Origin of the sequence: Cytobacillus firmus DS1, from assembly GCF_000565285.1 — a bacterium.
Classification (GTDB): domain Bacteria; phylum Bacillota; class Bacilli; order Bacillales; family Cytobacillaceae; genus Cytobacillus; species Cytobacillus firmus_A.
This window is the reverse complement of record NZ_APVL01000023.1, coordinates 1-14,680: the sequence shown is the minus strand read 5'-3', so window position 1 is coordinate 14,680 and position 14,680 is coordinate 1. Positions and strand designations below refer to the sequence as shown.

14 protein-coding genes and 1 pseudogene are annotated in these 14,680 nt (G+C 41.0%); all 15 read left to right on the top strand.

Going from position 1 to position 14,680, the window contains the following annotated elements; translation table 11 throughout:
• Positions 1–128 precede the first annotated feature (128 nt).
• Positions 129–1,412 (top strand): hypothetical protein, encoded by a 1,284-nt coding sequence (locus PBF_RS21030; protein WP_035332603.1) that lies wholly within the window; start codon positions 129–131, stop codon positions 1,410–1,412.
• 12 nt (positions 1,413–1,424) lie between these two features.
• Positions 1,425–2,159, top strand: coding sequence for a PRC-barrel domain-containing protein (locus PBF_RS21025; RefSeq protein ID WP_035332601.1), 735 nt, complete (start codon positions 1,425–1,427; stop codon positions 2,157–2,159).
• 19 nt (positions 2,160–2,178) lie between these two features.
• The gene (locus tag PBF_RS21020; protein ID WP_035332599.1) at positions 2,179–3,558 is read left to right on the top strand and encodes a VanW family protein; all 1,380 of its coding nucleotides are present in this window, start codon (positions 2,179–2,181) and stop codon (positions 3,556–3,558) included.
• A gap of 21 nt (positions 3,559–3,579) precedes the next feature.
• Positions 3,580–5,241, top strand: coding sequence for a GspE/PulE family protein (locus PBF_RS21015; RefSeq protein WP_035332597.1), 1,662 nt, complete (start codon positions 3,580–3,582; stop codon positions 5,239–5,241).
• Positions 5,242–5,250: 9 nt separating this feature from the next.
• Positions 5,251–6,306: a type IV pilus twitching motility protein PilT gene (locus PBF_RS21010; RefSeq protein WP_035332596.1), complete on the top strand. Its 1,056-nt coding sequence runs from the start codon at positions 5,251–5,253 to the stop codon at positions 6,304–6,306.
• Positions 6,293–7,498 carry a type II secretion system F family protein gene (locus PBF_RS21005; protein ID WP_035332594.1) on the top strand — a complete coding sequence of 402 codons (1,206 nt, stop codon included), beginning with the start codon at positions 6,293–6,295 and terminating at the stop codon, positions 7,496–7,498. Before PBF_RS21010 ends, PBF_RS21005 begins: the two co-directional genes overlap by 14 nt.
• 104 nt (positions 7,499–7,602) lie before the next feature.
• The gene (locus PBF_RS21000; protein ID WP_035332592.1) at positions 7,603–8,013 is read left to right on the top strand and encodes a type II secretion system protein; all 411 of its coding nucleotides are present in this window, start codon (positions 7,603–7,605) and stop codon (positions 8,011–8,013) included.
• A 9-nt stretch (positions 8,014–8,022) separates the two neighbouring features.
• Positions 8,023–8,775 carry a prepilin peptidase gene (locus tag PBF_RS20995; RefSeq protein ID WP_035332590.1) on the top strand — a complete coding sequence of 251 codons (753 nt, stop codon included), beginning with the start codon at positions 8,023–8,025 and terminating at the stop codon, positions 8,773–8,775.
• Positions 8,776–8,863: 88 nt separating this feature from the next.
• A complete protein-coding gene (pilM, locus tag PBF_RS20990; protein ID WP_035332589.1) occupies positions 8,864–9,859 on the top strand; it encodes a type IV pilus biogenesis protein PilM in 996 nt (331 codons plus the stop codon).
• Positions 9,860–9,862: 3 nt separating this feature from the next.
• Entirely contained in the window at positions 9,863–10,522 is a 660-nt protein-coding gene (locus PBF_RS20985) for a PilN domain-containing protein (RefSeq protein WP_035332587.1), read from the top strand.
• Positions 10,519–11,310 (top strand): hypothetical protein, encoded by a 792-nt coding sequence (locus PBF_RS20980; RefSeq protein ID WP_035332585.1) that lies wholly within the window; start codon positions 10,519–10,521, stop codon positions 11,308–11,310. Before PBF_RS20985 ends, PBF_RS20980 begins: the two co-directional genes overlap by 4 nt.
• A gap of 26 nt (positions 11,311–11,336) precedes the next feature.
• The gene (locus tag PBF_RS20975; RefSeq protein ID WP_035332583.1) at positions 11,337–11,783 is read left to right on the top strand and encodes a type II secretion system protein; all 447 of its coding nucleotides are present in this window, start codon (positions 11,337–11,339) and stop codon (positions 11,781–11,783) included.
• Positions 11,784–11,911: 128 nt separating this feature from the next.
• On the top strand, positions 11,912–12,991 hold the full coding sequence (locus PBF_RS20970; RefSeq protein ID WP_035332581.1) for a hypothetical protein: 1,080 nt from the start codon (positions 11,912–11,914) through the stop codon (positions 12,989–12,991).
• A gap of 484 nt (positions 12,992–13,475) precedes the next feature.
• Positions 13,476–14,048: a Maf family protein gene (locus PBF_RS20965; RefSeq protein WP_035332579.1), complete on the top strand. Its 573-nt coding sequence runs from the start codon at positions 13,476–13,478 to the stop codon at positions 14,046–14,048.
• 52 nt (positions 14,049–14,100) lie between these two features.
• Positions 14,101–14,652 (top strand): annotated as a pseudogene (gene radC / locus PBF_RS20960) (RadC family protein); the annotation flags it as partial.
• Positions 14,653–14,680 lie beyond the last annotated feature (28 nt).

The window sequence follows — 14,680 nt, the reverse complement described above, 5'->3', positions numbered from 1 at the left end:
CCACTCCTTCTTTCAAAATACCTATTTGTATTATACAATATTTAATAGCAAGATTTGTATTTATAGGTCGAATTATGTATTTTATGATAAGTTTAGCTGATAAGTCTTAAAAAGAAAGGAGAGATAGAATGATCACCCTTGCTTTTGCATTGGCATCTCTAGTTTTCATAATTCCTGCTGTTTATTTCATTCCTTCAGGCTTAACTAAAAAAGGAAAAATGTATGTCATTGTGGTTTCCATTTTGCTGGGGATGCTTGGGCTGACAGCAAAAGAATTGTTTTCTGAATGGCAGGCAGCACTTATTCTTTTCCTGCTTTTATTGACGGGTACCTATCTGGCCAATAATAAAATCACAGGATTATTTCATGCAGGTGAAGAAGCAGGTGCTTTCTCCACAGTAATCATGGAAACAGGAATTGGGAATGAGAATTTAAATGAAAAGAATGCAGCAGATCAGGAGACTTCTGAACCGGCTTTGCCTATACTGGTTCAGCAGGAATCAGAAGAAGACCGAGCAGAATTAGACTTAATAGATTTTAGCAGCGAAGAGAATACGAATAGTCAAATTGACTTACTAATAGAAAATATTATGGCAGATCCTTCAGAAGAAAAAAGTCATCAGGATGATCTCAATTTGGAAGAAATTGAAATTTTGCTTTCAGAAGGAGAAAATGAGGAAAATGCTCCGGAAACAGATGAAAAAGATACATTGGAGAACACAATGGATTCAGTCATTCCGGAGATCGATTATCTCGCAGAACTGGAAGATATGATGAATGAAGAAATGGGAAGTTCCGTTCATTCTGGTTTAGTAATTAATGGAACAGGGGATCCGGCTATTCAAGATAAGATAATGGTTTCCGATAATGTACTTGAAGAATATTTTGAAAGTCCTAATCCTATGGAGGATTCTGATGATCCCAGCGCTGTTAATCCGGCTGAAGAGAATCAATTCGCTGTGGAGGATTCAAGTGAATATGACGCTTCCTTATATATTGATGAAGCGGCGTCTGCTGCTGAAACTGACATCGGAGTAGACGATGAACATGAACAGGAAACGGCACTGAAAGAGAAAATGCAGCCTGCCGATCAGGAAAGCAAAGCTGAATTTCAGAGTCAGATGTTCCAGCTGATTGCACCACAGCTTGAGCTGGCCCGGAATAACCTTGATAAAGATAGTTACGAAGTGTTAGTGATTGGCTGTATGAATCCTAATATGCAGCCCTCTGATTATTACACATTTGCGAGATTACTATTTGATCACTATATCATTCATAAAGAGTTTGATAAATTACTTGAATTTGCCGAGAGTCTTGAAGCCAGATTTTCTGCTTATCCTGTCCTTGTTGAGGAAATCAGGTTTATCCAGAAGTCCTATGCTGCTGCAGCCAAGAGAAAAAACTATAAATAAGGTGATGTTAAGATGAAAAAAAGTACAGAAATTACAGGTCTTCCTATTATCTCTATTCTGGAAGGCCAGGAAATTGGAACAGTGAAAACATTAGTCATAAACCCTGAAAAAGGTTCAATCGATTTCTTAACAATCGAGCACGAAGATTGGCAAGTCAGTGTAAAGGCCATACCATTCAAAAAAATTATTGGTATTGGAGAATACGCGGTAACAGTGGAAAGTGACCGTGCGGTAATTGATTTAAATGAAATCCCAATTGCAAATCAGCTGGTAAACAAAAAGATTCGCATTACCCAAACTAAGGTAATGACACGAAAAGGCCAATTATTGGGGGAAACAGCGGAGTTTTACACAGATGAAGATACAGGAAATATTCTGGGTGTAGAAATTCAGCTTTCAGATGCTTCTGCAGTATTAGCTGCTGAAGAAATCTTAACATACGGTAAGGATATTCTTATTGTAAAAGAAGACGCATCTGAAAGGTTTTTAAACAGTGTATCATTGCTGAACCCTATAATGAGCAATGAAGAGGTTCCAAGTGAAGGAGAAAATACGGATCAGCTTCAATCATTGAAAAACAAACAAATGGAATTATTAGTCGGGAAAGAATTAGAAGCGGATATCTATGACTTAAATGGAAACATATTGTTCCCGTCCGGGCGGATTTTATCCGAACAGGATGTACAGATTGCTCAAGAAGAAGGCCCCAATGTGGTTGTAAACCTGTCAATGAATGTGAATGCATAATTGAAGGAGGAAGCTCAATGTGAGGAATCCTCAGATTATAAAGCTGTTTTTGATTACGGCGCTCTGCACCTTATTTATATTCGGCTTTTCATATTTTGGAACTGCAGCTTACGGAATGATTTTTTCTGATCAAGACAAATTTGCTTCCGGAACCTTAATCGGAAACGAAGATGTAACAGGTATGGATAAGTCCCGGGCAATATCCTATATAACTGAAAAACAGGATCAATGGGTTAATGAAACGGTTTTGTCAATGCAATTTCAGGAAGTAACTAAAGAAGTCGAGGACATCCCTGCTTTTTATCAGTTTGATATAGAACAAAGTATTTCTCGGGCATTGTCAGGCAAAAAAAATCAGCTTATCGCAAAAATAGATGAAAAAAAACTCAATGCAATTCTGGAAGAAATACTGCCGGAGTTGTATGCCGAGGGCATTGACCGCGAGACACTTATAGCTGACCTTCTGATGTATGCGTCCCTGCTTGAAAGCGGAAAGCATACGATAAAACTGCAAAACTATTTACCCGGAGACCTTTTTGAGGATGAGGTGATTGCTGAATCATCAACTAAAATCACCGGAAAAGAAAGTGTTGTCAATATGTGGGCTGGCAATGAGTCCAGCATCGAAGTTGATCCGCATTCGCAGGTTTCTTTTCTTGATCTGGCTGAAGAAAGAGGAAGTCTTCAGTTCGAGGCAGACGAAATGAGCATCATCTCATCTGCTCTATACAAAGCCCTGCTGAACACCAACTTTATGATTACAGAAAGGCATATTGGAAGACTGCTTCCGGGATATATTGAACCGGGTTTTGAGGCCAGAGTTGACTCAGAGAAACAAATGGATTTCATTTTTACTAACCCAAATGATCATAAATATGTGATTAATTTTCAGCAGCTTGATAAGCTTCTGTATGTTTCTGTTAAAGGGCCAAAGACGATCTACACCTATCAGCCTTCTCTTAAAGATAAACAGACATTTAAGCCAAAAACGATTATTCAAATAGATGCCAAGCTGCCATTTGGACAAAAACGAATCGGAACTGAAGGCAAAGAGGGAATCCTGGTAAATGTATATCGTGATCAGATGGATGAGTCTGGAAAAATAATAAGCTCTGAGAAAATAGCGGAAGACTTCTATCCGCCAGTACATGAAGTCCTTATATACAGTCTGGCTTTTAAAAAGGATCAAACGGACGATTCAGCTGATTCGGCGGAAAATGTGCCTGAAGACAGTGTAAGCAGTGAGGATGAGAAATCAGAATCAGATGCTGAAAAATCGTCAGATGAACAGAAACCTGACAATAAGCTAAATGAAACAGGCAGCAATAAAGGAACCAGCCGGAATGCAAATGAAAATGATGAAGATCTTTGGGGATTAGAAAATGAAGCCGTCAAATAATAAGTTAAGGCAGTGATGGATATGAAGCAGATACGCAAGAGACTGGGAGATTTGCTGGTTGACGCCGGCCTTATCACCGAGGAACAGCTTCAAACATCTCTTAGAGAAAAGGATTCTAATCAAAAGCTCGGTGATGTTTTGCTTCAAAAAGGATTTATTACAGAACAGCAGCTGATTGAGGTTCTTGAATTTCAGCTTGGGATTCCCCATGTCAGCTTGTATCGCTACCCTTTTGATACGAAGCTTTTCAGCATTGTGCCAAAAGATGTGGCGAAGCGGAATCTCCTTATTCCATTAAAGAAAGACGGAGAGAAGTTATTTGTCGCTATGGCAGATCCTATGGACTTTTACACAATTGATGATTTGCGGTTATCAACAGGCTTTCAAATTGAAGCAGCCATTGCCACAAAAGATGATATTCTCCGGGCAATCAATAAATATTACGATATGAATGAAGGGTTTGAGGAACTGCTGGGAACAGCAGGGAGTCCTGAAGCAGCTGATGATAAACAGATGATTGATGAGGATTCGCCTGTTGTCCGGCTTGTTAATCAGATCATTGCCAGTGCAGCTTCTTTAAAGGCAAGTGATATCCACTTGGATCCCCAGGAAACAAAGGTGCTGATCAGATACAGGATTGATGGCGTTTTAAGAACGGAGCGTGTTCTTCCAAAGCATATGCAAAGTGTGCTTTCAGCCCGCATTAAAATCATGTCCAATCTGGATATTACTGAACACAGAATTCCCCAGGATGGAAGAATAAAGATTAATATTGATTTTCATCCTGTAGACTTAAGGGTTTCCACATTGCCCACGGTGTACGGCGAAAAAATTGTGCTGCGTTTGCTGGATTTAAGCAGTGCTTTGAATGACATCCATAAACTTGGCTTCAATAAATTAAATCTTCAGAGATTCATAGAAATGATTGAAAAACCCACAGGCATTGTTTTAATAACAGGTCCTACCGGTTCCGGGAAATCTTCTACTTTATATGCTGCTTTAAATCGCCTGAACAGTGAAGAAGTAAATATTATCACGGTCGAAGATCCGGTTGAGTATCAGCTTGAAGGAATCAATCAGATTCAAGTAAATTCCAATGTCGGGATGACGTTTGCAAAAGGTTTACGGGCCATTCTGCGTCAGGATCCCAATATTATTATGGTAGGGGAAATCCGGGATAGGGAAACGGCGGAAGTTTCAATCAGAGCATCCTTAACGGGGCACTTGGTGCTTAGTACATTGCATACAAATGATTCATTAGGCTCCATCACCCGCCTGCTAGATATGGGTGTTGAACCATTTCTTGTTGCATCGTCTTTGAGCGGAATTGTTGCGCAGCGGCTGGTAAGGAAGGTCTGCCGGGATTGTTCAGAGGAACTGCAGCCGGCTAAGCGGGAAATTGAAATTTTTGCAAAAAGAGGCATAAAACTTGAGAAGGTTGTGCGGGGGAAAGGCTGTTCCTCCTGCAATATGACTGGATATAAAGGAAGAATCGCCATTCACGAAGTGCTGGTTATTAATGATGAGATGCGAAAAATCATTATGAACGGTGAATCATTTTCAAAGCTTAGGGATTACGCAATAAGAAACAAAACAGTATTTCTTATTGATGATGGACTGCTAAAAGTAAAACAGGGCATTACAACTACCGAAGAAGTATTACGGGTAGCTATACCTGATTAGGAGTACAGTATGAAGACAAAAATAGACTATCTGTTGAGGGCTGCGTATGAGCTGAAGGCTTCAGATCTGCATTTGACCGTTGGGGTTCCACCTGTCATACGGATTAATGGTGATTTAAAAAAATATGGGAAAGAAAGCTTGCGTCCAGAAGATACCGAGGGTATGGCTCAAGCCATTATTCCTCCGAACATATGGAAAAAATTTGAGGATAATGGCGAGCTGGATTTCTCTTATGGAATACCCGGGCTGTCCCGTTTCAGAGTCAATGCTTATTTTCAGCGGTCATGCATCTCACTGGCCATCCGTGTTGTTCCTACAAGAATTCCTGCTTTAGAAGAACTTGGGCTCCCTCCTGTCTTAAAGAAAGTGGCGGAAAAGCCTCAGGGGCTAGTCCTCGTGACAGGGCCGACGGGAAGCGGAAAATCAACGACATTAGCTTCAATGATCCATTACATGAACGAGACGATGAGAAAGCATATTATTACGCTCGAGGACCCGATTGAATATCTTCATAAGCATGGAAATTGCATTATTGACCAGCGGGAAGTTGGGTTTGATACAAAGCATTTTGCAAATGGATTAAGAGCAGCTTTGCGTCAGGACCCGGATGTGATTCTTGTAGGGGAAATGCGTGACCTGGAAACCATCCAAACAGCCATAACAGCGGCCGAAACTGGCCATTTAGTGCTTGGCACACTGCACACCTCAAGTGCCCCAGCTACGATTAATCGAATTATCGATGTATTCCCGCCTTCCCAGCAGGCGCAAATCAGAATACAGCTTGCCTCTGTATTAGTGTCGATTATATCGCAGCGCCTTTTTCTCACATCAGACAGGAAGGGCCGTCATGCAGCTACAGAAGTGCTTATGAATAATTCGGCTGTGGCAAACCTGATCAGAAATGAAAAGATCTATCAGATTATTAATGTGATGCAAACGTCACGCGCCCAGGGAATGCATACACTCGAGACAAGTATTACTTCTCTATTGGAGAGCGGAAAAATCGCCAAAGAATCAGCACTGCCGTACATACAGGAAAAGGTGAATGATCATGCCCCGCTATAAATACAGCGGGCGTGACCGCAAAGGAAAGAAGTCTGGAATTGTAACAGCTGTTTCTAAAAGGGAAGCCATGCTTCAGCTTAAGGAAAGCGGAATAAGAGTTCAGGATATTCAGGAAGTGCCTGAGACGTTCTTAACGAAAGAAATAACAATTGGCAATCCGGTCAAGCTCCAGGATTTTGTCATCTATCTGCGCCAGTTCGCCACTTTGCTGAAAGCGGGCGTAACAGTTGTAGAATCAACCGCTATACTTGCGAAGCAAACAGAAAGCAAAGCACTCAAGAGGGCATTAATGGCAGTTGAACAGGATTTGCGAGATGGACTTCCGCTATCAGATGCTGCATCAAGGCATAAAAAAATCTTCAGCGGTATGTTCGTCAATATGATCAAAGCAGGAGAAGCAGGAGGAAATATGGACGAAACGCTCGAAAGGCTTGCGGTCCATTTTGAAAAGCAGCATTACACAAAGCAGAAAATCATATCAGCACTTGCCTATCCGATAACTGTCGGCATAATAGCTATTGCAGTAGTTATCTTTCTGCTTGTTTCTGTTGTGCCTACTTTTGTGGAAATGTTTAAGGATTTCGGAGGAGAACTCCCTGCCATTACACAATTTGTTCTGAGTTCCAGTGAGTTTATGCAGCAATACTGGTGGGTTGTCATCATCTTATTTTTAGCGGTCTTTACGGGCATTGTGTTAATTCGCAACAATAAAACCAGTAAATATTATCTTGATTATTTTCTGCTGAGAATGCCGATCTTCGGGAAGATCCTTCAGAAAGCAGCTATAGCAAGAATGACAAGGACCCTAAGTTCCCTGTTTTCGAGCTCGGTGCCGATTCTGCAGGCCCTGAGCATTGTGGAAAGTATTGTAGAAAATGAAGTAATGGCAAAGGTGATTGCAAAATCAAGAGATTCACTGGAGCAGGGGAAGTCTCTGACAGAACCTATGAAAAAACACTGGGTTTTCCCGCCGCTGGTGTCACAAATGATTGCAATCGGGGAAGAATCAGGATCGCTGGATGCGATGCTTGGTAAGGTAGCTGACTTTTACGAAAAAGAAGTAGAAAGCGCCACAGACAGATTAAAATCACTCATTGAACCGCTCATGATCGTCTTTCTGGCCAGCATAGTCGGGACTATAGTCACCTCTATTATGGTACCGATGTTTGAAATATTCCAGCACGTTGGCTAATATTTACAAAATAGTAAAAAATTCGACTGTTATTAGAAATTGGTTTTAGTATAATAGTACCATAATAAGTAAAATAAACTAATAGTTTGAAAGGGAGAGAAAAAATGCTTAAGAATTTAAGGAAAAGACTTAAAGATCAAAAAGGTTTGACGTTAATTGAATTGCTTGCTGTTATTGTTATTTTGGGGATTATTGCGGCGATTGCGGTGCCGAGTATTGGTGGGTTGATTAATAAGACAAAGAAAGATGCTCAAGTTGCAGAAGCAGTCCAAATTGTGAATGCTGCTAAATTATATATTACAACTAATCCAGCTACTCAGAATTTGACTCATGATAATCTAAAATCATATTTAGAAAAAGTGGATGACACTTCTTATATTGTAACTGTAGGAAAAGACTCAGAGGGAAAATTCACATACACCCTTAAGAACCACAATGGTGGAAATATTGCCGCAAAAAGTGATGAGGATACTTCTATAACGGAAGACGATCTTCTAAAGTTTAGTGGGAATTAATCTTAGATAATGTTACTATTTTACACCCAGGTTTTTTTACTTGGAACAATCCTAGGCTCCTTCTACAACGTAGCAGGCCTAAGAATTCCACAAAACCAGTCAATCGCAGCACCGCGGTCCCATTGCCCGCACTGTAAGCATACTCTATCACCTCTGGAACTTGTTCCGGTCTTATCGTATATGTTTCTTGGCGGAAAGTGCCGGCGCTGCAAGGCGCCGGTTTCAGCCTTATATCCGGCTGTTGAGCTTTCCACGGGAATCTTGTTTGCCGCAGCTCCGCTGATTATGGGCTGGACTGCTGAATTGTTTGTTGCCTGGACGGTAATTTCTCTTGTAATCATTGTGTTTGTTTCTGATGTCAAATATATGATCATTCCGGATCAGGTTTTGCTGTTTTTTGCTGCTGTCTTAATAGCAGAACGCATTTTCCTACCGCTCTCCCCATGGTGGGACAGCTTAGCAGGTGCAGCACTCGGTTTCTTCCTCCTCTTGCTGATAGCAGTAATCAGCAAAGGCGGAATGGGCGGTGGAGATATCAAGCTGTATGCCGTCATCGGCATTGCTTTGGGTGTAAAGCTTGTTTTACTTTCATTTTTTCTGGCAACTTTGTTCGGGGCAGCCCTTGGCGGCCTTGGCATGATTCTAGGAATTGTTCAAAAAGGCAAGCCTATCCCTTTTGGCCCATTCATAGGGATTGGGACTTTACTGGCTTATTTTTACGGCAGAGAAATAATTGAGTGGTATTTTCATTCATTCCTATAAAGGGCATGACATTTTGAAATAAGAGCTGGACTATTCCGGCTCTTATTTTTCCCTAGGCAAATCTAACATAAATAAGGAGTTTTTCATCATGGCAATGCGATTTCTTCCCGGAAAAAAAAAGCATGTAAGTTTAATTATCAAAGACCATGTTATTCGTTATGCAGAACTGAAAAATCAGCGTGATTTGGATCTGGCAAAATGGGATGAACGGTTTCTGCCGCCGGGGATTATTAAGGATGGGAAGATCCTGGATTATGATACACTTGCCCTTATCCTTGAAGAATGCGTCAATGAGTGGAAAATAAAAAACAGGCAGGTATATTTTACTGTACCTGATCCCTTTATTGTTTTGAGAAAGCTGACCATACCGGGGGATGTCCAGGAAGATGAGATTAAAGGGTATTTATATATGGAACTCGGCACCAGCATACATCTGCCTTTTGAAGAGCCTGTTTTTGATTATCATGTTCTCAGTTCTAATCAGAAGGATTCATCCGAAATTCTGCTGTTCGCTGCTCCTGAAGAAATTGTCATGGAATATACCGAACTATTCGAGGATGCCAAACTTCGTCCTGCAGCTGCAGATATCTCTTCTCTCGCACTGTATCGTCTTTATTCCAGCTATTTTGAAGAACAGCAATCAGAAGCTATCATGCTCATTCAGATTGACCTGAATTCTGCAGTGTGCAGCATTTTCGAATCAGAAATACCGGTATTTATGAGAAACATTGCGATTGAAACAGATCTCAGCAAGTGGGGAACAGCAGCAGCGCCTAATGGAGAAAAGAAGATAGAATACAGCGGCAAAGAAGAAGAAGTGCTGCATCCCCTATTGGATATTTATAATGATTTTGAAAAAGTAATGAATTTTTTCCGGTATTCATTAAATCAGGGGCAGCGCCAAATTAGCAGAATCATCGTAACCGGTGACCACCCATGGCTTGAAAAAATTCATTGGGATATAAAAAACAGAATGGAAGTGCCAGTTGTTTCTTTCCGGGACTGCCTGAACAGCGGACAGTATGAGCTGCTGAAGCATTCGGCTTTCCATGTGAATATTGGACTTGGCTTAAAAGAGGGATAGCTCATGCAGGTTGACATTAATCTTCTTCCTCAAAGGGAAAAAAGGTCTAAAAACATCTATATTGCTTTAGGTATTATTGTTGTCTTGCTTATTGCTGCATTCTTGTTTGTGTTTTTAACAGTCGAAAAGAAAAATACTGAGCTTCTTCAAATTGAGAAAAGAATAACCCAGACAAATGAAATTCTTGAAGCTCAGCAGGCTAAGCTTACAGAATATCAATCTTCCGATGCGGCAGATGAGCTGAAAATTGCCATTGAATGGGCAGAAAGGCAGCCTTTCGAATTAGTCTTCCTTATGGAACAGATAACCAGACTTCTTCCTGAACGCGGGTTCGTGATTGAGTTTGAGCTGGATGAAGAAAATAGAGTCAAACAGATTGTTCAATTTGACGCGAAAAGCGAGGCCGCCTATTATTTGCATAATCTGACAGAATTGCCGTGGATTGATGAAGCGATTATAAGCGAAGCTAAAACTGCAGACATCTTAAAAGACGAAGCAGCAGAACTTAGAAAACAGGCAAACATACAGCCAAGATATTATGCAGAATATGAATTAAGAGTTAACCCGGCATTACTTAATGAAGCCGCCGAAATGGATGAAGCCAAAGGTACAGAGGATAAGGATTCCTCCGCACGGCAAGGGGAAGGAGCTGATTCTCCGTGAACCGGGAAATTTCCAAAAAGCAGCTTGTATTTGTTTTGCTTGCATTGGTTTTAATAGCGGGAATAGCTTTTGGAAGTTATTATCTCTTTATTAAACCGGTGAACGAAAAAATCGACAGGAAGCAGTCTGAGCTGAAAATGGCCACTCAGCAATTAACCATAATTGAGAATAATCTTCAGCAGCTGAATGAGCAGACCGTATTGAGTACGGTTGAACTTCAAAAGCAGGTTCCTGTTAAAAGGCTTCTCGATCAGCTTCTTTTAGGTATCGAAAAATCTGAAATTATTTCAGACGTTAATATCATAGAAATGAAGATGAATGGCACCGAAAGTGATGAAGAAATCGACCTTTCTGAAGAGGAAGAAAGTCAGCCTCAAGAAGAAAATTCTGAGAATGAGCCTGAAACGGAGGATTCGAAAGAAAACTCAGGAACAGATCCATTGATAGAAGAGAAGCTGCCGAACGGCATAAAAAAGGTTTCGATTGTCCTAAACGGGCAGGCAGATACTTATTTTGAGATGGAAAGTTTCATTAAGAATTTATTGGATTTAAAGAGGGTCCTTAAGGTGGAAAGTTTGAAATATACGGGCTTTGATGAAATTGTGAGTGTCATGCAGGAAGACCAGATGGTGGAATTTGAAATGGCGATTGAAGCCTATTACTACCCTGAATTGGCAGAGCTTCAGGAGGAGCTCCCGCCTTTGGATACTCCGAGAATATCCAATAAAAGAAATCCATTAAGCAGCTTCTCTGAACTGGAGGCTGAGGAGGATAATCAAACACCTTAAAAAGAAAACGAAGAGAGGTCTAGTATATGATAACTGCTGCTAGACTAAACCATAAGGGATTTACATTGATTGAAGTGCTGGCCGTCATAGTCATATTAGGCATCATTGCTTTAATTGCCGTCATTTCAGTTAATAATGTCGTTCAAAGAGTAAAAGACCAGGCTTTTGTGGGAAATGCTCTTGCATTAAAAGAATCAGCGGATCTTTATATAAGAAAAGAAATGATCAGCGGAAGTATCCTGCCGGAAAAAGTAACATATTTAATGCTCGCTGATGCTGACTTCATTGATCCCATCAGGGACCCTGATACAAAGAATCTTCTGCAGCCTTCGGAGAGTACCTATGCTGTTGTCAGCGGAAAATCGATAACGGCTGTTTGCTTTAAAGGAGAAAAACGGAGTTTATGCTATTCAAATGGCAATGAAGGTATTCCCATAAATAAACTGGATCCAGATTTCATTACTGAGAATTAGTCAAAAATCCGAATGAAAAATTTGACGAAATCCTTCCGTAACAAGACGACAAAAGTCTTGTTATTTTTTTTTTTCATTATGTTAGGATGAAAACAATTCAGGTAACGGTGCGGAAGGGAGGATGAGATGTGGACAAGCCTAAAAGTGAAAAAACAATCACGATTAAGATAAATGGCAAGGACCGTCCGTTTCAGGAGAAAAAGGAAGAAAAGAAGGGGAAATCATGGGATCTGAGACAGCTGGATAGCCAGAAAAAACAGGAACAAACTGAATTCTTCGCTTCCATACAAACAGCGGCCGGCAAAGAGGCGGATGACAGCTTTGACTGGATTCTGCCTGAGGAAACGGAAGATGTGGATATAAAGGAATATAAAATAGCAGCTCCTCCTAAATCAACAGCTAAGAATGGCCTGAGTACACTGGCCGGGAAATTTCGGGGCAGGAATAAGCAAGGAATCTTAACATCCATTTTTCTTGCTGTCTTTTTTGCTGTCCTGCTGGGGACCAGCTTCGGGTTCATCATGTTGAAGCTGGTATTTACAGATCAGGCAGCTGAAACTGCGGTTCCTCCAATTAATGAAAAACCGGCGGCAGCAAATCAGCAGACACCTTCGGCAGCAGCAGATTTAGAAACAATTACAACATACGTAGTTCAAGGCGGCGTTTTTTCAAACAGTGAAGCAGCACAGCAAATTGAGGAAGCAAATTCTCAAAAAGGGGTTTATAGCCAATCCATAAAAATGGGAGAACAAACTTTTCTTTTTTTAGGGGTATCAGGCAGCCTTGAGGAGGCCAAAGAAATAGGCGCCGATCTAAAAAGCGAAGGAATTGACGTATTTGCAAAAGAAGTTGCCTTTGAAGGTAAAGCAATTGAAGGGGTAAATGCCGAAGAGAAAAAATTGGCTGAAATTGCTCCAGCTTTATTTCAAAGCCTTTCAGAAGGTGCAGCCAGTGCCTCTCTCGGCAGCTCTATAACTCCAGAAACGGCTGAGAAAATAGAAAGCCGCATCAAGACAGTGAATGAACTGCAGGCGGGTCAAATTCAAAATGAAAGCCTGATTTCAGTTAGAGAAGAACTATTAAATGCTTCAAAGCAAATAGACACATACCAGCAGTCAGGTGATGCTGCAGCAGCTGGTAAAATTCAGGAGCACCTGCTGGGGTTTCTTGCAGCTTACCAGTCACTGCTTCAGTCAGGCGGGCAGTAAGGACCCGGCATATTGTGCCATAATGTTATCCGATTCGAATATTTTCTGGGAAATATCACATACTAAGCAGAGTCTGTTCGGGAAATTTAGACAGACTCTTTCTTTTTGTCATTATTCGATATTTTATGATAAATTGAAACTTCAATCAGTGGGGGTTTTCCTTATCCCCACTGATTGTTAGTCGCGTTCTAGGGTCGCTAAGATCTCCGCTAGCGCTTCGATCAATCGACACTACGAACCGGATTGGTTCAACTAAGCCTCTGCCTGCGCTCCGGCAAGTTTCACTGTATCTCACCATTTACGGGCAGTTTGACCCCCGCTTATCCTCTTTTGATTTCTCTGAGTCTTGAAGTGGGGGTCTTACTGACCGTTAGACTGCGATAAAAATATCGTAAATTACTGCTTTAAAATTGTTTGTATGGCATTTTTTTGATACGATTAACCTGTATCTCCCAATTTGATACAATAAAGGTAAGGTGATTATATGCAAAACCTCATTTTAGCCTCTTCTTCCCCGCGGCGAAAAGAACTTCTTGAAAATCTTCATTTGCAATTTAAAGTCTCCAGCAGTGATGTCGATGAAACTTTTGATCCAGTGCTGAAACCAGGAGAGATCGTGAAGGAGCTTGCCCATAGAAAGGCAAAGGCTGTATTTATTAAGCATCCTGATTCATATGTAATTGGATCAGATACAGTTGTTGTTAAGGACGGCAATGTTTTAGGAAAGCCAGAAAGCAGCAAGGAAGCATTCACTATGCTGAAAAGTCTGTCTGGAACCACCCATTCTGTTTACACAGGTGTATCCATCATGACACCTGAAAAAAAGGCAATTACATTTTATGAAAAAACCGATGTGGTGTTCTGGGAGTTAACAGATGAAGAAATTAACTCTTATATTGGCACCGGTGAACCCTTTGATAAGGCAGGGGCATATGGGATACAAGGCATTGGCAGCACGCTTGTGAAAAATATAAGCGGAGATTATTTCTCTGTTGTCGGCCTTCCTGTCTCCAGGACGGTTCGTGAACTGAGGAAAGCGGGATATTCGCTTCCTTAATATACTTCTTTCATCTTCAGCTCCCTGACCACTAGAGTTTAGGGAGGAAAGTATGCAAACAGATTCTCTTTTAATTAAAGATTTCCCTCAGGATGAGCGTCCTCGTGAGCGTTTTGTCCAAATTGGTCCGCAGGGCTTGTCCAATCACGAACTGATAGCGATATTACTCAGAACTGGCACGAAAGATGAATCAGTACTGCAATTAGCGAATAGGCTTCTTACCCATTTTGAAGGACTCCGTCTGTTAAAGGATGCATCCCTGGATGAAATAACGGCCATTAAAGGAATAGGATCGGCAAAGGCAATTCAAGTGCTGGCAGCAGTCGAGATTGGCCGGAGGATTTCAAATCTCACATATGATGACAGATATATTATCCGTTCGCCTGAGGATGGGGCAAATTATGTCATGCAAGAAATGCGATTTTTGTCTCAGGAACATTTTGTATGCCTTTATTTAAATACAAAGAATCAGGTGCTTCATAAGCAGACGATCTTTATTGGGAGCCTGAACGCTTCGATCGTCCATCCCAGAGAGGTCTTTAAAGAGGCATTTCGCAGGTCGGCTGCGTCCATCATCTGCATTCATAATCACCGGAGAAGGGATATGTTTCTTTTTTATTAATCATCTGATA